This is a genomic window from Gordonia sp. SCSIO 19800 (assembly GCF_018132775.1).
Taxonomy (GTDB): Bacteria; Actinomycetota; Actinomycetes; order Mycobacteriales; family Mycobacteriaceae; genus Gordonia; species Gordonia hongkongensis.
In genome coordinates this window covers 22,341-38,550 of the sequence record NZ_JAGRQM010000034.1, presented here as the reverse complement: position 1 = coordinate 38,550, position 16,210 = coordinate 22,341, and the positions used below count along the sequence as shown (strand labels likewise).

Sequence of the window (16,210 nt, the reverse complement as noted above, 5' to 3'; positions counted from 1 at the left end):
AGGCCCTCGGGCAACTAGCCCTGGCCTACCCCGACCGCATCGAACCCCACCTCAACTAGACCCAACCAGCAACCACACGAAACCCAGGAGTCACGTTCTTACACAGACATCTTGACAAGCTCGACGATCGACGACTACGCCGCCGACATCGCGGGGTCGACGCGAGAAGACCTGCTTTCCTTCCACTCCCAGACGGCGTAGAGCACCTCGGTGGTGTAACCCAAATCCATCCGGCCCCCACCGATCGGCACAGTCGCGTCGATACCTATGGCAGGGTTTGGTTGCCACCCCGACGGTTTCGACGTAGGTGGCGCCACCTCCATCTCAGTGCCGTCCGGGCGATGAAACGTGAACCGCTGCAACCCATGTGCGGTGATCGCAAACTCGCCCCGATGCAGCGAGCGGTGACACGACCCACACAACAAGATCAGATTGTCCGGATCGGTCCGCCCACCCGCCGACCAGAACACCACATGATGGGCATGCAGATGACGCGTCCGCCCACACCCCGGCACCTGACAACACCGATCCCGCACGAACAACGCCCTGATCAGGGCTTTGTTCGGCGCACGCTTCCGACGACCCACCCCCAACAACGCCAGCTTGCCGGGCTGGCCAGCAATTCTGCGGCTCACCACCTCCCGAGTCGACGCACCGCACCGAGCTTCGGCCACCTCAGCCTCCGACAGGGCCGGACCATCATCGAGATGAGCCGACTCCACCCCCTCACCGGCATGAATCAGGATCTCCGCACCCGGCGCAAGATCGGGCATCGAAATCCCGTCATGCACCATGTCGGCCATCGCCACCACCGCCGGCGCCACATTCGACGGCACCTGCCGCCACAGATCCCGACGCCGAGACGGAACCACCTCCGAATCCTCCGACTCTGAAGCGGATTCAGTGTTCCGCGGAACACTCTCCACCGTAGGTAGATCCGGATCATCGCAGGTCCGGGTGCGTTCATACTCCGCCCGCACCGTCCCCGCCAGGAACCGCGCACCATCCAACGGACTCAACGTCAGCGACACCGACAACGACCCGTCACCGTTCCACTTCCACCAGCCCGTCGACTCCACCGGTGGCCGGCTATCCTCCTCGACGCCACGGTCACGATCGATCTGCCCCATCGCCCGCACCGCCCGATCCAACTGACTCGCCGTCGCCGACAACGCCAGATTCACCAACTCCTGCTCACGTTCAGGCGTAGCGACCCGTGTCAGGGCGCGGACCTTCGAATACGTCAGTCGACCTTCGCGAAACGCCGTGCGGATCACCGGCAATTCTCGCATCGCCTTGGCGACCCTCAACTGCTCATGCGCCGTTCGCGGTGCAATGCCGGCCTTCCACGACAACCAGTGCGCCAGCGAATGAATCCCCGGCCCCCGCCACGACTCCCGCCCATCCAGTTCCGCCACCAGGTCAAGGAAGTCCGCTGTCAGAGCCGTGATCTGAGCGGCATACCCCAACACCCGACCCTCGAGCACCTCATCCGACAGCGACGCCGGATCCGCACCATCGAACATCGACGACGCATCTCCACCGGAACGAAAAGCACTGACCCCCACCGCAACCCCCCGAACCGACCGACAGGAACAGAACCAACATATCGGGCGGCACCGACAATTCCCCGTCCCTCGACGCTCGGGCCTCAACCCGAGGTCGAGAGTGTTCCGCGGAACACTCCGGGGTTACTCCATCAACCCCGCCGCGGCTGTCGCACCCCAGCTCCCACCCGGCCCCCGTCTCGGACCACGAATGTCACCGACCGGCGACAAGTCGGACGAGCGGATACTCCCGCGACGACTTCTTTTGATACTTCGCGTATCGCGGCTGCGCCTCGACCACCGTATTCCACGCGATCTCCCGCTCAGCAGCGTCGAGGACGACCGGCGTCACCGGCACCGGGGCCTCCCCGTGCCGCTCGACCGACACGCCATCGGGATGGGCGGTCAGGTTGGCGAACCAGTCCGGATACCGCTTGCCGCCGCCCGACGCGACGATCAACCAGTCGTCGCCGTCGGCGAACCAACTCAGCGGCGTCTCACGCACGAGGCCGACCGCCGACCCGTCGTCCTCAGGATCAGCATCTCCATGCCCCACATCGATCCGGACTTCTTGCGGATGCGGGCGACGGTGCGCTCGTTGGTCCTTCGCTGGTACCAGAGCGACAGGGACCGAAGTGACAGAGACATGGTTTCCTCCGTTGAGATCGGGCGATGCACCGACAGTACGGTGATGGCGCAGCCGCCGGCTTCTCGATTCCTGCTCGATGGTGTGCCCGGGCTGCGCAACAGCGCCGGGGAAACGGCGAGGCCCCCGCAACCAGAACGGTTGCCGGGGCCTCGGGAGAAACGTGAAAACGCTAGAGCGCCTTGAGTTCCTCGATGACGCTGTCGACGCTCTTCTTGGCGTCGCCGAAGAGCATGCTGGTGCCGTCGGCGAAGAACAGCGGGTTCTCGATACCGGCGTAACCCGAACTCATCGACCGCTTGAGCACGATGGTCGATCGCGCCTCGTCGACGTTGAGGATCGGCATGCCGTGGATCGGGCTACTCGGATCATTGCGCGCCGCGGGGTTGGTGACGTCGTTGGCGCCGATGACGATGGCGACGTCGGTCCGGCTGAACTCGCCGTTGATGTCGTCCATCTCCTTCATCGAGTCGTACTCGACGTCGGCCTCGGCCAGCAGCACGTTCATGTGACCGGGCATGCGACCGGCGACCGGGTGGATCGCGTACTTGACCTCGACACCCTTGGCCTCCAACAGCTTCGCCATCTCCTTGACCGCATGCTGGGCCTGCGCCACGGCCAGACCGTAACCGGGGACGACGATGACCTGGTTGGCATATGCCATCTGGATCGCGGCGTCGGCAGCCGAGGTCGCCTTGACGGTGCCGCCGGCCGCACCCGGACCGCCCGCGGCAGCAGCATCGCCACCACCGAACGAACCGAACACGATCGCGGGGATCGACCGGTTCATCGCCTTGGCCATGAGGTTGGTCAGGATCGAACCCGACGCGCCGACGATCATCCCGGCCACGATCAGCGCCGTGTTGTCCAGCGCGATACCCGCGGCCGCAGCCGACAGACCGGTCATCGCATTGAGCAGCGAGATGACGACCGGCATGTCCGCACCACCGATGGGGAACACCACGAACAGACCCATCACGCCCGCGGCGACCAGGACCCCGACCATCCACCAGACACTCGCGCCGCCACCGTTGGAGGCGTCGACACCGAGGTAGATCGCCAGCCCCAGCGCCACGATCAGCAACACGATGTTGGCGGCCTGAAACAGCTTCGCGTTGGAGACGAAGGTCTTCTCCAACCCCTTGGGCATGATCTCCTGCAGCTTGGCGAAGGCCACCAGCGATCCCCAGAACGAGACCGACCCGATGATCGCGGCGATCAGCGAACCAATCACCAGCGGCGAGGCCGGTTCGACGTTGTGGAACGACGAGAACCCGGAGGTCTCGATGAACTCGGCCCACGCGATGAGCGCGACGGTACCGCCGCCGACGCCGTTGAACAGCGCCACCAGCTGCGGCATGGCCGTCATCTTGGTCTTGAGTGCGGGCGGGATACCCAGCGCCACACCGAGAATCAGACCGACGGCGATGAGCACCCAGTTGATCGTGGGCACGCCCTCGGTGGAGTGACCGTCGGAACCGACCGCCCCCTCGTTCCACACGTAGAGCAGGGTGGCGGCGACCGCCAGACCCATGCCGACCGCGGCGATCCAGTTGCCACGCACCGCGGTCTTCGGCCCGGTCAGACCCATCAGCCCGTAGATGAACAGGGAGAACGACACGATGTAGAGCGCGGTCACCAGGTAGCCGACGCCCTCACTCGGGATGTGCGCACCCGCCGCGAGTACCAGCTGTGACACCGAAGTCTCTGGGGAGCCGTTCACTTGGCCACCTCTTTCTTACCCTTGAACATGCCCAGCATCCGGTCGGTGACCGCGAACCCGCCGATGACATTGAGCGTGCCGAACACCAGCGCGACGAACGCGATGATGCGCACACCCCACCCAGCGTCGGCGGGCAACTTGCCCAACACGACCAGCGCACCGAGCACGACGATGCCGTGAATGGCGTTGGTGCCCGACATCAACGGAGTGTGCAAGGTGTTGGGAACCTTGGAGATGACGGCGAAGCCGACGAACCCGGCGAGCACCAGGATCGCGAGATTCGCGAGTAGACCGGCATACATCAGGCAGACACCTCCTGCTCGGTACGGGTGACACACGCCGCCGCGACGACCTCGTCGTCGAAATCCGGTGTGATGGAGCCGTTGTCGTCGAGCATCAGCTCAATCAGGGCCAGCAGGTTCTTCGAGTACAGCTCGCTGGCGTGCTCGGGCATCGTGGCCGGCAGGTTCAGCGGTGCGGCGATGGTGACGTCGTGTTTGACGACGGTCTGACCCGGCTCGGTCAGCTCGCAGTTACCGCCGGTCTCACCGGCGAGGTCGACGACGACGCTGCCCGGCTTCATACCCTCGACCGCGGCCGCGGTCACCAGACGCGGAGCCGGACGACCCGGCACCAGCGCGGTGGTGATCACCACGTCGAACCCCTTGATCGCGTCTTCGAGGGCCTGCTGCTGCTGCGCGCGCTCATCGTCGGTGAGCTCACGGGCGTACCCGCCCTCACCGGCGGCGTCGATACCCAGATCCAGCCACTGCGCGCCGACCGAACGGACCTGCTCAGCAACCTCGGGACGCACGTCATAGCCGGTGGTCCGCGCACCCAGACGCTTGGCCGTGGCCAGCGCCTGCAACCCGGCCACACCCACACCCAGCACCAGCACCGTCGCCGGCTTCACCGTGCCGGCCGCCGTGGTCAACATCGGGAAAAACCGCGTCGACACATCCGCCGCCACCACAACCGACTTGTAACCCGCGACGTTCGCCTGCGAACTCAACGCATCCATCACCTGCGCACGCGAGATACGCGGAATGGCCTCCACCGCGTAGGCCTCCACGCCCGCTTCCCGCAACGTGGCGATCTGATTGTCGGCGTTACGCGGCGCGAGAAAGCCGATCAGCTTCTGCCCGCTCCGCAGCTTCGCGATCTCCGAATCCGACGGCGGCGACACCCTCAGGACCACCTCGGACCCATATGGATCGCCGATCGTCGCACCGGCCTCGGTGTACGCCTCGTCGGGGATCAGAGCGCCGAGACCGGCTCCCGACTCCACCACGACGGGCACACCCTTGCCCACCAGCGCGGCGACGACCTTCGGGACCAGCGCCACACGACGCTCCCCCTCGGCCGTCTCGCGCACGACACCCACTGTCATCTATCTCACCTGTCTGATCCGGCGCCATCGAGCAGCGCCGCGGTTCGGCGCGCCAGGACTCGGCGCGTCTTTGTCAACGAGGTGACCTGCCTCCACATCGTGCAGCTCCGCCATGTGTGGGCGCAGCGGACGACCTGACGCAGGTCACGAGGTGCTCGGATGGGACAGGATGGCTGTCACCCGGCTCACATAAAGGTGCGATGAACATAACATGCGCTCTCAGCGACAGCTCAGGTGAGTCAGATACCTCACTCCACCCTTGACGCTGCGGTTTTCGCCATTTCTGGACACATGTCTGTACAGGTGTCGTCCCGCCGGCCTGCTGAGTCTTTCCGGCCTCGGGCTCCGTACCGCCTCAGACGATGGTGTAGGTGCGGTCGTCGAGTCCGCTCGCGCCGTCGGGTGCCGGTGCCTGATAGCGCTCGATCTGCGGCTTGCCCTGCTTGTCGATCGCCCGGCACTCGAGGGTGTGGTTGCCCTTGGTCGCCTGCCAGGCGAACCGCCATTGCCGCCACGTGTCGATGCTGTACTCCGTCGTCAACTCCGCGGGTTGCCATGGCCCCTGGTCGACGCGCACCTCGACGCGCTCGACGCCCGTGTGCTGGGCCCATGCGGTGCCGGCCACGACGACCTCCCCGGCCGGATGCTCGGTGCCATCGGCCGGACGGTCGAAGCGCGACGCCATCTTGATCGGGCCGAGCGCTGACCACCCGCGGGTCGTCCAGTAGGCCTTGGCCTCGGAGAACCGCGTGATCTCCCAGTCGATGACCCATTTGGTCGCCGAGACGTACCCGTACAGTCCCGGCACCACCTGCCGGACCGGGTATCCGTGCTCGAGGGGAAGCGGCGAGCCGTTCATCCCGACGGCGAGAAGCGCGTCGCGCCCGTCGGTGACCGTCGAAATCGGAGTGCCGCAAGTCCATCCGTCCACGCTCGTGGACAGCAGCATGTCCGCCCCGGGCCTCACCCCGGCGAGGTCGAGGACCTCGCGCATCGGCACCCCCAGCCACTTGGCGTTGCCGACGAGATCGCCGCCGACCTCGTTCGACACGCAGGCGAGCGTGATGATCCGCTCGGTCATCGGCATGGCGAGCAGGTCATCCCAGGACAGGGTCACCTCACGGTCGACGTCACCGTGGATTCGCAGTCGCCACTCGTCGGTCGTGAGCGTCGGAACCTGCAACGCGGTGTCGATGCGGTAGAAGTCGGCGTTGCTGGTCATGAACGGGGTTGCACCCGAGAGCTCGAGCTGCGCACCGGCCGGGATCGGCGGCGCCTGGCTCGCCGCACGCGGCAACAGCACTCGGGCACGGTCGGCGACGACGCCCGCAGTGTCGGCGAGCACTCGCCGGGCCACGACACCGACGACCACCGCGGCGGCCGCGATACCGCCGGCGGTGAGCACGAAGCGGCGCGAGAAACCCGACCGCACAGCCGATGTGGGCTCGTCGCCCGCGGCGTCGGGATCCGCCTCGGGGGACTCCGCCCCCTTGGGACGCAGCTGCGCGATGAGGACGCGCAGCACGACGATCCCGACGACGCCGGCGATGATCGACGGCAGTGCGTGCGTCCAACCGGCATCGGGACGGTTGAGTGCGGCCAGCATCCCGACCACCCCGAAGGCTCCAATGATCACCGAGCCGAGCGGAGGTCGTCGTCGTTCGAGGTATCCGCATGCCGCCGCGAGTACCGCGATGATGATGCCCATCCCGATGAACAGTGCGAGCTTGTCGTTGACGCCGAACGTCTCGATGGCCCACTTGCGTACGGCCTCGGGCGAATGGTCGACGACCGACGATCCGACCGCGAAGTACGGGGAGGAGTCGGGCGAGATCGGGACGGCGGCCAGTTCGCCCGCGGCGAGAGCCGCGCCGACTGCGACCACGCCCGCCAGCGCAGGAGCCGGCGAGGATGCGTGACGCGTCGTGATGGAGGCCATATCCCTTGGTACCGGAGAACCCTGTGAATATGCCGTGCGTCTGATGGTCCGAGACCGGGCGGTGACCACCGACGGCACCCCGTCGACGAATCGTTACCAAGACTAGAACAGGTTCTAGTTTGTCCGCTAATCTGAGCGGCATGGCTACCAGCACCGAGATCCCCGAGACCGTCGCAGTCGATTCGGTGAGCGAGTTCTCCGACGAGGTCGACGTCGTCGTGATCGGATTCGGCATCGCCGGCGGATGCGCCGCCGCCGAGGCCGCTGCCAACGGCGCGCGTGTGCTGTTGCTCGAGCGCGCCGCCGCGCCCGGCGGCACCACCTCGCTCTCCGGTGGGTTCTTCTACCTCGGTGGCGGGACCGCGGTACAGCAGGCCACGGGCCAGGACGACTCCGTCGAAGAGATGGAGAAGTACCTCACCGCCGTGTCTATCGAACCCGAGGCCGACAAGATCCACGCCTACTGCGTCGACAGCGTCGATCACTTCAACTGGCTCGAAGGACTCGGCTTCACCTTCGAGCGCAGCTTCTATCCGGAGAAGGCCGTGATCCAGCCCGGCACCGAGGGACTGATGTTCACCGGCAACGAGAAGGTCTGGCCGTTCAAGAACCAGGCCGTCCCCGCACCGCGCGGACACAAGGTCCCGGTCCCCGGGGAGACCGGGGGCGCGAAGCTGGTCATCGATCTGCTCGTCACCCGCCTCGATGAGCTGGGTGCCGAGGTCCGGTATGAGACCGGCGCCCGCCAGTTGGTCGTCGACGAGCAGGGTGCGGTCGTCGGCGTGACGTGGAAGACGCCCGACGCCGAGGGCGTCATCCGCGCGGACTCGGTGATCATCGCGGCCGGCGGTTTCGTGATGAACCCCGACATGGTCGCCGAACACACCCCGCATCTCGCCGAGAAGCCGTTCGTGCTCGGCAACACCTACGACGACGGTCTCGGCCTGCGCATGGGCCGATCGGTCGGCGCCGCACTGAAATACATGGACAAGGCGTTCATCACCGCGCCGATCTACCCGCCCGCCAGCATGGTCATGGGCGTCATCGTGAACAAATTCGGCGAGCGGTTCGTCACAGAGGACTCCTACCATGCGCGGACATCGGGATTCGTTCTCGAGCAACCTGATTCGGTGGCTTATCTCATCGTCAACGAGTCGCACATGAACGAGAAGCAGAACTACCTGGTCCCGTTGATCGACGGCTGGGAGACCATCGAGGAGATGGAGCGGGACCTCGGAATCCCCGAGGGCAAGCTGCAGGCGACCATGGCCCGCTACAACGAGAACGCCGCGAAGAAGGAAGACCCCGACTTCCACAAGGCACCCGAGTTCCTCGAGCCCCAGGACGCCGGACCGTGGGCGGCCTACGACCTGTCCCTCGGCAAGGCCATGTACGCCGGGTTCACCATGGGCGGTATGGCGACGTCACTCGACGGTGAGGTGCTCGACGAGTCGGGCACCGTCATCCGCGGGCTCTACGCCGCCGGGGCCAGTGCCACCAACATCGCGCAGGACTGCAAGGGATACTGCAGCGGAACGCAATTGGGCGAGGGCTCCTACTTCGGCCGGCGCGCCGGGCGGCACGCGGCGGCACGGGTCGCCACCAGCGCCTGACGGTCGGGCACCCGGTCGAAAACCGCCCGCCGGCGGACCACAGACGACGAAGAGTCGTCGGCGTCGCCGGCGAGGGCGGTTTCCACTCAGCGCCGCGGCGTGAACCCGCGGAGTCGCAGGCTGTTGCCGACGACGAACACCGACGAGAGCGCCATGGCCGCGCCGGCGATCATGGGATTCAGCATCCCCGCGGCGGCGAGAGGAATGGCCGCGACGTTGTACCCGAAGGCCCAGAACAGGTTTCCCTTGATGGTGCCGAGGGTTCGACGCGCCAGAGCAATGGCATCGGCCACCGCGCGCAGGTCACCGCTCACGATCGTCAGATCGCTGGCGGCCATCGCGACGTCGGTGCCGGTACCCATCGCGAGGCCGAGATCCGCCTGCGCGAGCGCCGCGGCGTCGTTGATCCCGTCCCCGACCATCGCCACCACGTGGCCCTGCTCCTGCAGTTCGGCGATGACCTCGAGCTTCCGCTTCGGACTGACCCCGGCGGTGACGTCGTCGATTCCGACACTCGAGGCCACGGCCCGGGCGGCGCCCTCGTTGTCGCCGGTCAGCAGCATCGGAGTCAGACCCAGTCGCCGGAACTCGGAGATCGCCGCGGCCGACGAGGGTTTGACCTGGTCCGCCACCACGAGAACCGCGACGGGAACAGGTTGTCGGGCAGGCTCTTCGGAGGAATCCTCGGCGATCAGGACGACGACCGCGGTTGCGCCGTCGGATTCCGCGACGACCACCGCATCGTCGAGCGGCGGTGGCAGGGGCGCGTCGATCGTGTTCGGCGACACCACTGTCACGAACCGGTCGCCGACGATCCCGGCGACACCGGCGCCCTGCGTGGACACGAAATCACGGACGCGGGAGTCGATGTGGCCGCGTCCCGCGTCGACGATGGCCGCCGCGATCGGGTGTTCCGATCCCGACTCCACCGATGCCGCCCAGCCCAGGACCTGTTCGCGCGCATAGCCGTCGGCCACGGTGATCCCGGACAGCGACATCTCACCCGTCGTCACGGTGCCGGTCTTGTCCAGCACGATCGTGTCGACGCGTCGCGTCGATTCCAACACCTCCGGGCCCTTCAGCAGGATGCCCAGCTGTGCCCCTCGCCCGGTACCGACCATCAGGGCCGTCGGAGTGGCGAGTCCGAGCGCGCACGGGCACGCGATGATGAGGACCGCGACGGCGGCGGTGAACGCGAAGGTCACATCGCCACCGGCGAAGTCGGTCGTGGACGCCACGCCGAGCCAGAAGCCCAGGGTCGCAAGCGAGATCGCGATCACGATCGGGACGAACACCGACGAGATCCGGTCGGCCAGTCGCTGGACGTCGGCCTTGCCCTCTTGCGCCGCCGTCACCATGCGGGCCATCTGGGCGAGCGCGGTGTCGGAACCGACAGCGGTCGCACGCACGACGAGCAGACCGCTGGTGTTGACGGTCGCGCCGACCACCGAGTCGCCGGAGGTGACCTCGACCGGCACCGACTCACCGGAGACCATCGACGCGTCGACCGCCGACGCACCGTCGACGACGACTCCGTCGGTGGCGATCTTCTCACCGGGCCGGACCACGAACTCGTCGCCGACCGCCAGCTGCGCGATGGGGATTCGGGACTCGGCGCCGTCGGACCGTCGGACGACGACGTCCTTGGCCCCGAGGTCCATCAGCGCGGCGAGTGCGTCACCGGCCCGCCGCTTGGCGCGCTTCTCGAAATAGCGGCCGGCCAGCAGGAAGGTCGTGACTCCGGCCGCGGCCTCGAGGTAGATGTGCGACGATCCGTCGGTCCGCTGGGGCAGCAGGTCGAATCCGTGGGTGAGCCCGGGCGTGCCCGCGGTGCCGAGGAACAGCGCGTACAGCGACCATCCGAACGCCGCGAGGGTGCCGACGGACACGAGGGTGTCCATCGTCGTGGCGCCGTGGCGCAGGTTGATCCACGCTGCGCGGTGGAACGGGTAGGCCCCCCACACGACGACCGGCGCGGCGAGCGTCAGGGACAACCACTGCCAGTACGTGAACTGCAGCGCCGGGATCATCGCGAGCGCGATCACCGGCACCGAGAGGATCGCGGAGACGATCAGGCGCTGCCGGAGACCGTCCAATTCGGGATCGCCGGACCCCGCTCCCGGGTGTTCCGGAGCGTACGCCGACGAATCGGTCAGGATCGGCGACGCGTCGTAGCCGGCCGCGCGGACCACCTCGACGAGGTCGCCGGGCGCCAGACCCGCAGGTACCTCGACGTGGGCACGTTCGGTCGCGTAGTTCACCGACGCGGTCACACCGTCGATCTTGTTGAGCTTGCGCTCGATACGGTTGGCGCAGGACGCGCAGGTCATGCCGGAGATGTCGAGGTCGACCAGTTGTCCGGTGCTCGCGGTCATGGGTGACCACCTTCATGCGGGTCGGATGTCGGTTCGCCGGTGACGACGCCGTGTGACGGTGCGTCGTGAGTCACCGGCTCCACGTCGGGGCCCCACGCACGCCCGACGCCGAACGCGATCACGAAGACCGCGATCAGCGCGACGACGTAGGCGAGGGGCCCGGTGGCAACGCATCTCATGGTCAGACCAGTGCGTAGCCGGCTTCGGTGACGGCGGCCGCGACCTCGTCTCGACCGAGTTCACGGTCGGCCGCGACCCGCACCGAGCCGTCGTCGACGGTGACCTCGACACTGGTCACGCCCGGCAGCGCCTCGATCTCCTCGCGAACGGACGCGGCACAGTGGCCGCAGGTCATGCCGGTGACGGTGTAGGTGCTGGTGGTGCTCATGCGGATACTCCTCGGATCGTCGAAGTCAACGGGGTTGGATCAGGAAGGACGGTCAGGACTTGACCAGGCGGGTGATCGCGGCCATGGCCTCGTCGACCTTGGCCTTGCCGGCCTCGTCGCTCTCCTGCGCGGCATGCACGACGCAGTGCGCCATGTGCTCTTCGAGGAGGCCGAGGCTGACCGCTTGCAGCGCCTTGGTCATCGCAGACACCTGCGTCAGGATGTCGATGCAGTAGGTGTCTTCCTCCACCATCCGTTGCAAACCGCGCGCCTGACCTTCGATGCGCTTGAGTCGGCGCAGATAGTCGTCCTTCCGGCCGATGTAGCCGTGCTGGTGCTCGTCCATGATCTCTCCCGTCCGGATACCCCTCAAGGGTATGCCCGACCAGGTATACCACCGCCGAACGCGAAACGGTACCCCCCTACCGTATACGCCGGCGGAAAAGGAAACGTGCGCGCGTTACCCTCTGCTCTCTGAGGAGCGAGCTTGCGAGCGTCACCCTTCGCCCCCTGAGGCTCAGGGAGCGGTGGGTTGGCCGCGCCTCCGCAAGCTCCGGGCGCTCCTCAGAAAGCGGTGTTTTGAGAACCAGCGGTGTCGTGGTGTTTCGGATGCCCCTACGAGCGGAGTGCTGCGGCCAGTTTGGCCAGGGCGGCGGCGACCTCGTCGAGCGCGTCCCCGATGGCGGCAACACGCGCCGCGTCGAATCCCGGAGCGGTGGGGTCGGGCACGGCCGGGACGTTCCGCGGCGCGATGCCCGTCGTCTCCGAATTCGGGACACGGACGGACGGGCCGGCCTGGCCGCTGCCTGCCTGTCCGTCGAACGATCTGCCGGGGTCCGGCGCCGGCGGGTAGGCGACGTCGTAGCCGTCGGTCCGGTGGCGTCGGCCGTGGTAGTCCTCGGCGGCCAGCGGCTCGGCATTGGTCGACCGGCGTCCGCCGCGGTACTCACCCGGTTCGGGCTCGGCCGCCGGGGGTTGCGTCGGCAGGGCAGCCGGGTGCGAGTCGGGCAGGCGGTGCGAACCCATCCGTGACGAACCCATCTGCGGCGGCTGACGCAAAGGGTCGACGGCGTGATCAGGCGCGACGGTCTGCGGGTTGGAAGCGCTCGCGCCGGTCATCACCGACGGTGCGTGGCCGTTGCTGCGCGCATAGAAGTGCGGGCCGCCGTGCCCGGCGAAGAACACGCATCCGGCGCCCTCTGGGGACGGGACCGGGCACGGATTGCGTTCGATGAGCGACTGCGCGCGGTCGTCGAAGTCGTTCCATTCGAGCCACAGCCGGCGGTCGTGCCGTGGGTGAGTACTCGCGTCGGTGGCGTGATTGCCCCGATGGCCGATCGCCAGACGGCATTGCAGCAACCAATCGGAGTCACCCGACAGCCCCAGCGCCGCGCGTTCGGTCGGCCGGCACACCACCGTCGACCAACAGCCTTCGCCGTTCATACGGACTCCCCTTCATGCCTTGCATCGCCGCGAGATCTTCGCGCGACCACACCCGTGTGGCGCGCACGGTCGTCTTCTCGTACCCGTCGGCTTCCTGCCGCCCGGTGGCAAGCCCCCCGGCATGCGCTTCTGCGGTGGCCCTCCCCCGGTGGCCACGGTGTGGTGAAGATCCCGCGGGTCAGTGTACGAAGCGGGCCGGTCCGGTGCCACCCTCTTGGCCCCGCGCGTCCGAACCGAGGAACGCGAGGATCCTCGCGTTCACCTCGTCCGGCTGGTCGAGGTGCAGGAAATGGCCCGCCCCGGCGACGACCGCGGCCGCACTGCCCGCCGGCAACACCTCGCGGACCGCGTCCGCAAGACGCGACTGCATGCACCCGTCGTCTGCACCATGCAAATACAATGTGGGAGAACGTGATTCGCCCAGCCAGTCGTTCCGCAACGCGGCGTACCGAGGATGGGTCCGCGGCCGGCGAAGTGCGCGGTAGTACCCGAGCGCGGCTGCCCGATGGGCACGTGTGGGCAGCGCCGCGAGCGCGTGGTCGACGTCCAGTCGGTGGTCGGGCCGGACAGGGGTCGCCGCCGAATCGAGCCGCCAGCGGCGCCACAGGAGCGGGATGAGGCGGTCGAGAGTCTGTTCGGGCAACCACGGCAGCTGATTGAACGCGATGTACCAGCTCATCACCGCCTGACGCGCGAGCGTCTTGACGCCGTCGACCCCACCGCCGATCGAGCGCCGGACCGCCGGAACCGGCGGGACCGACATCGAGACCACCCGCGCGTACGGATTGTCGTCGCGGTGCGCCACCGCGTTCGCCGTCATCGCGCCCCAGTCGTGCCCGATCAGGACGGCATCGGCGCCGGCTCCGACCGCGCGATGAACCGCCAGCGCATCGTAGGCCAGCGCCGCAAAGTGAAAGTCGTTGTCCTTCGGTATCTCCGACGGTGCGTAACCGCGTGTGAACGGGGCGACCACGCGGTACCCGGCGCCGGCGAGTTCGGGCCCGAGATGCCGCCACGTCCATGCCGAGTCGGGAAATCCGTGCAGGCACACGGCCACCGGACCGGCCGCGGGACCCCACGCGAGCGCGTGCAGGGTGATGTGTCCGAGCTCGAGGGTGATTCGTTCCGGGCCCCCGGGAACAGGGGTGCGGGAATCCGGGTCGTCGCGATCGGGGCCGCCCTGGGGCCCCGAACCGTCTGCGGAGATCTGGGTCATCGGGGTCAATCTATCTCCGACAGCACCCCAGAGGCGTCGACTTGACCGGTCCGCTCAGCCGGGCAGGCTCACGGGACGGGCCTCCCGCAATTCGCCGTCGACGATCCGGAACACCCGCGACTCCGCCACATCCGCGGTCAACGGGTAATCCGTGCGGACATGCGCTCCGCGGGATTCGGTACGCGCGGCAGCGGCGGCGACGACCGCGGACGCGGTGAGCGTGAGTGCCGCGTCCTCGATGTCGCGTACCGAGTCGGCCATCCGACGCGGCGCGGCGGCGAGCGTCGCGGCGACTTCGGCGAGACCGGCAGCCGACCGTCGTAGCGCGACATGACGCGTCATCATGTTCTGGAGCTGTTCGCGGTCCAGGACGGGGACCGGCTGCTCGACCTTCCGTTCGGCGCGTTCGGGAACCGGGATCTCGCGACGCGCGACTGCCACGGCGGCCGCGCGACGGCCCATCACCAGGCCTTCCAGCAGGCTGTTCGATGCCAGACGGTTGGCGCCGTGCAGCCCGGTGCGCGCGACTTCGCCGGCCGCGAGCAACCCATCGACCGCGGTGCGGGACGACTCGTCGGTCACGACCCCGCCGCACAGATAGTGCGCGCCGGGGACGACCGGGATCCGTCCGGACGCGGGGTCGAGGCCGGCCGCGCGGACACCTGCGGTCACCGTCGGGAAGCGTGCCTCGAAGTCGCCGACGTCGGCGATGTCGAGATACACGCACGGGTGCCCGGTGAGCTCGATCGCGGTCTGCACCGCGTCGGCCACCACGTCGCGGGGTGCGAGATCGCCCATCGGGTGGACGCCCGCGGTGAGCGACCGGCCCTCGACGTCGATGAGCCGTCCGCCCTCGCCGCGCACCGCCTCGCTGATGAGGGTCCGCCGACCCCGCGCGCCCGCGGTGTAGAGCATCGTCGGGTGGAACTGGATGAACTCGAGATCGGACACCTGCGCCCCGGCGCGCAGTGCCAGCGCGATGCCGTCGCAGGTGGCGCCCGCCGGATTCGTGGTGGCGGCGTAGAGGTGCCCCGCCCCGCCGGTCGCGAGGAGCACGGTCGGGGCGAGGACCGACGTGGGACGGCCGTCGCGCAGGCACGCGACACCGACTGCCCGGCCGTCGTCGAGGTGGATCGCGGTGGCGATCGTGTCGTCGAGGAACCGGATCGGCGGCACGTCTCCGCCGGCGGTCTGCCGGACGGCCTCGTGCAGCGCGCGCTGGATCGCGGCCCCGGTCGCGTCGCCGCCGGCGGTCTGCCGGACGGCCTCGTGCAGCGCGCGCTGGATCGCGGCCCCGGTCGCGTCGCCGCCGGCGTGGATGATGCGCCGGCGGGTGTGGCCGCCCTCACGGGTGCGCAGGAGCAGACCGTCGGTGTCCCGGTCGAATTCGGCACCCCAGCCGATGAGGGCCGACACCGAGTCCCAGCCGTCGGCGAGGATGAGGCCCGACGCCGCGGCATCGGTGAGACCGCCGCCGGCGGCGACCGTGTCGGCGAGGTGGCGGTCCACGGAATCGGCGCTGTCCGGGCTTCCCGTCTCCGCGCCGGGCATCACGACCGCGACCCCACCCTGCGCGTAGAACGTGGACGTGGGTTGCTCCGCATTCGCGACGTCCCAGCCCGGCCCCTTGTTGAGCACGACGACCCGGAGCCCCTCGTGGGCGGCCCACAGCGCCGCCGTCAGTCCGGCGATTCCGGCACCCACCACCACGAGGTCGGCGCGGACCGTTTCCTCGGTCCCGGTCAGTCCGCGAGTGAACCCGCTCATGTCAACCGCCTCTCGCCGCGGCTCGGGGTGCCGCAGGCCCTCCGGGCAACACCCCGGACATGTTTTCGATTCCCAGTCGAAAACCCTACCCTGCGAGTGCGCCGCCCGAAATGCTCGGCGGCCCGCCGGCTCCGATGTTTGATCGTCTCCGGCCGCGATGTTT

Annotated in this window: 13 protein-coding genes and 1 pseudogene; 1 reads left to right on the top strand and 13 read right to left on the bottom strand. The window is 68.1% G+C overall.

The annotated features are described in order from the left end of the window. Positions 1-134: 134 nt before the first annotated feature. From KB201_RS23410 to KB201_RS23385, 6 genes and pseudogenes are all read right to left on the bottom strand, one after another. Positions 135-1,526, bottom strand: a complete 1,392-nt coding sequence (locus tag KB201_RS23410) for an HNH endonuclease signature motif containing protein (protein WP_211540703.1) — start codon at positions 1,524-1,526, stop codon at positions 135-137. 235 nt (positions 1,527-1,761) lie between these two features. Further along, positions 1,762-2,195, bottom strand: a pseudogene (locus KB201_RS23405) (nitroreductase family deazaflavin-dependent oxidoreductase). Positions 2,196-2,365: 170 nt separating this feature from the next. After that, positions 2,366-3,892 (bottom strand): NAD(P)(+) transhydrogenase (Re/Si-specific) subunit beta, encoded by a 1,527-nt coding sequence (locus KB201_RS23400; protein ID WP_211540700.1) that lies wholly within the window; start codon positions 3,890-3,892, stop codon positions 2,366-2,368. 20 nt (positions 3,893-3,912) lie between these two features. Beyond that, a complete protein-coding gene (locus tag KB201_RS23395) occupies positions 3,913-4,218 on the bottom strand; it encodes an NAD(P) transhydrogenase subunit alpha (RefSeq protein ID WP_058253806.1) in 306 nt (101 codons plus the stop codon). Continuing rightward, the gene (locus KB201_RS23390; RefSeq protein ID WP_211540695.1) at positions 4,218-5,306 is read right to left on the bottom strand and encodes a Re/Si-specific NAD(P)(+) transhydrogenase subunit alpha; all 1,089 of its coding nucleotides are present in this window, start codon (positions 5,304-5,306) and stop codon (positions 4,218-4,220) included. Before KB201_RS23390 ends, KB201_RS23395 begins: the two co-directional genes overlap by 1 nt. 355 nt (positions 5,307-5,661) lie before the next feature. Further along, a complete protein-coding gene (locus KB201_RS23385; protein WP_068971057.1) occupies positions 5,662-7,245 on the bottom strand; it encodes a molybdopterin-dependent oxidoreductase in 1,584 nt (527 codons plus the stop codon). A gap of 140 nt (positions 7,246-7,385) precedes the next feature. On the opposite strand from KB201_RS23385, the gene KB201_RS23380 reads away from it, so the two are divergent. After that, positions 7,386-8,858, top strand: a complete 1,473-nt coding sequence (locus KB201_RS23380; protein ID WP_211540692.1) for an FAD-binding protein — start codon at positions 7,386-7,388, stop codon at positions 8,856-8,858. 86 nt (positions 8,859-8,944) lie between these two features. On the opposite strand, the gene KB201_RS23375 is transcribed toward KB201_RS23380, so the two are convergent. From KB201_RS23375 to KB201_RS23345, 7 genes are all read right to left on the bottom strand, one after another. Beyond that, positions 8,945-11,233: a cation-translocating P-type ATPase gene (locus KB201_RS23375; protein ID WP_211540690.1), complete on the bottom strand. Its 2,289-nt coding sequence runs from the start codon at positions 11,231-11,233 to the stop codon at positions 8,945-8,947. Beyond that, positions 11,230-11,412, bottom strand: coding sequence for a hypothetical protein (locus KB201_RS23370; RefSeq protein ID WP_211540688.1), 183 nt, complete (start codon positions 11,410-11,412; stop codon positions 11,230-11,232). Before KB201_RS23370 ends, KB201_RS23375 begins: the two co-directional genes overlap by 4 nt. Positions 11,413-11,414: 2 nt before the next feature. Next, the gene (locus KB201_RS23365; RefSeq protein WP_010843166.1) at positions 11,415-11,621 is read right to left on the bottom strand and encodes a heavy-metal-associated domain-containing protein; all 207 of its coding nucleotides are present in this window, start codon (positions 11,619-11,621) and stop codon (positions 11,415-11,417) included. Positions 11,622-11,673: 52 nt separating this feature from the next. Further along, positions 11,674-11,967, bottom strand: coding sequence for a metal-sensitive transcriptional regulator (locus tag KB201_RS23360; protein ID WP_004020389.1), 294 nt, complete (start codon positions 11,965-11,967; stop codon positions 11,674-11,676). A gap of 269 nt (positions 11,968-12,236) precedes the next feature. Then, the gene (locus KB201_RS23355) at positions 12,237-13,064 is read right to left on the bottom strand and encodes a hypothetical protein (protein ID WP_211540687.1); all 828 of its coding nucleotides are present in this window, start codon (positions 13,062-13,064) and stop codon (positions 12,237-12,239) included. Between the two features lie 178 nt (positions 13,065-13,242). Continuing rightward, positions 13,243-14,280 (bottom strand): alpha/beta hydrolase, encoded by a 1,038-nt coding sequence (locus KB201_RS23350; protein ID WP_211540685.1) that lies wholly within the window; start codon positions 14,278-14,280, stop codon positions 13,243-13,245. A 54-nt stretch (positions 14,281-14,334) separates the two neighbouring features. After that, positions 14,335-16,047 carry an L-aspartate oxidase gene (locus KB201_RS23345; protein WP_211540684.1) on the bottom strand — a complete coding sequence of 571 codons (1,713 nt, stop codon included), beginning with the start codon at positions 16,045-16,047 and terminating at the stop codon, positions 14,335-14,337. Positions 16,048-16,210: the final 163 nt, after the last annotated feature.

Excerpts from the sequence above, each read along its gene's own strand:
- KB201_RS23410 (WP_211540703.1), bottom strand. The coding sequence starts at position 1,526 with ATGTTCGATGGTGCGGATCCGGCGTCGCTGTCGGATGAGGTGCTCGAG.
- KB201_RS23395 (WP_058253806.1), bottom strand. The coding sequence starts at position 4,218 with ATGTATGCCGGTCTACTCGCGAATCTCGCGATCCTGGTGCTCGCCGGG.
- KB201_RS23390 (WP_211540695.1), bottom strand. The coding sequence starts at position 5,306 with ATGACAGTGGGTGTCGTGCGCGAGACGGCCGAGGGGGAGCGTCGTGTG.
- KB201_RS23385 (WP_068971057.1), bottom strand. The coding sequence starts at position 7,245 with ATGGCCTCCATCACGACGCGTCACGCATCCTCGCCGGCTCCTGCGCTG.
- KB201_RS23380 (WP_211540692.1), top strand. The coding sequence starts at position 7,386 with ATGGCTACCAGCACCGAGATCCCCGAGACCGTCGCAGTCGATTCGGTG.
- KB201_RS23375 (WP_211540690.1), bottom strand. The coding sequence starts at position 11,233 with ATGACCGCGAGCACCGGACAACTGGTCGACCTCGACATCTCCGGCATG.
- KB201_RS23370 (WP_211540688.1), bottom strand. The coding sequence starts at position 11,412 with ATGAGATGCGTTGCCACCGGGCCCCTCGCCTACGTCGTCGCGCTGATC.
- KB201_RS23365 (WP_010843166.1), bottom strand. The coding sequence starts at position 11,621 with ATGAGCACCACCAGCACCTACACCGTCACCGGCATGACCTGCGGCCAC.
- KB201_RS23360 (WP_004020389.1), bottom strand. The coding sequence starts at position 11,967 with ATGGACGAGCACCAGCACGGCTACATCGGCCGGAAGGACGACTATCTG.
- KB201_RS23355 (WP_211540687.1), bottom strand. The coding sequence starts at position 13,064 with ATGAACGGCGAAGGCTGTTGGTCGACGGTGGTGTGCCGGCCGACCGAA.
- KB201_RS23350 (WP_211540685.1), bottom strand. The coding sequence starts at position 14,280 with ATGACCCAGATCTCCGCAGACGGTTCGGGGCCCCAGGGCGGCCCCGAT.
- KB201_RS23345 (WP_211540684.1), bottom strand. The coding sequence starts at position 16,047 with ATGAGCGGGTTCACTCGCGGACTGACCGGGACCGAGGAAACGGTCCGC.